This window comes from Geobacillus sp. B4113_201601, assembly GCF_001587475.1.
GTDB lineage: Bacteria > Bacillota > Bacilli > Bacillales > Anoxybacillaceae > Geobacillus > Geobacillus icigianus.
The window spans coordinates 1-758 of record NZ_LQYX01000112.1 but is presented as its reverse complement, the minus strand read 5'-3'; the positions used below and the strand labels follow the sequence as shown (position 1 = coordinate 758).

Annotated in this window: 1 pseudogene; it reads right to left on the bottom strand. The window is 50.5% G+C overall.

Annotated elements, in window-relative coordinates:
* Positions 1-12 precede the first annotated feature (12 nt).
* Positions 13-758, bottom strand: a pseudogene (locus tag B4113_RS15655) (IS982 family transposase); the annotation flags it as partial.

Here is a 758-nt window from a genome sequence, read left to right as displayed (position 1 = left end):
GCTAGTTGAGCGTTAGAACTCAACTAACCCAAGTGTGACCAGCGAATAGGCTAACCATATGCCATCGAGCGCTACTTCAAATCCGATCACAGAATTCGCTCGAATCTCTGTGATCCGGTATTGCTCCACCAGAATCGAAAACACCGTCTCGATCACTTTGCGTTTTTGTTGGATCCACTTCTCCCATGCCCCGGACGGGCGATGTTTCTGGTTTTTTCGAGACGGAGTCCAAAGCGCCATTTGGTATTCTTCGTACAGCTTTTTTTGCCACTCACGGCTAATGAACCCTTTGTCCCCAAGGTGATAGGGATGAGGAATTTGAGTCATCACGCTTTCAGCGGCGATCCGATCATGGCAGGACGCTTCCGTCACCACATATCCCAAGGCAACCCTTGATCGGTCACTTGAAGGTGCAGTTTCCAGCCGTCGTACCATTGCTTTTTTGAAGCGCCATACCCGATGTCGGCGATTCCTTGAAACCGTTTGACACGATGCCTTCTTGCGGCATGGCACAATGGAAGCGGCAAGCTGTCGACGACGACATAGGCATGATGGTGGCCGCGTTTTGCCAGCTCATGGCGGATCCATTTGATGGCAAAGTGCAGTGCCCGACAACGACGGTTGTATCGGGAACGTTCAAGAAACTGCCCGTTTGTGAACAAATTTCCGGTGACAAAGCGATGCCATGCCCGTTCGGAAGAAAAACCAAGCAGTTTCCCCAAAATGTGAATCGCTATGATCACGCTATCTTCTTGCTT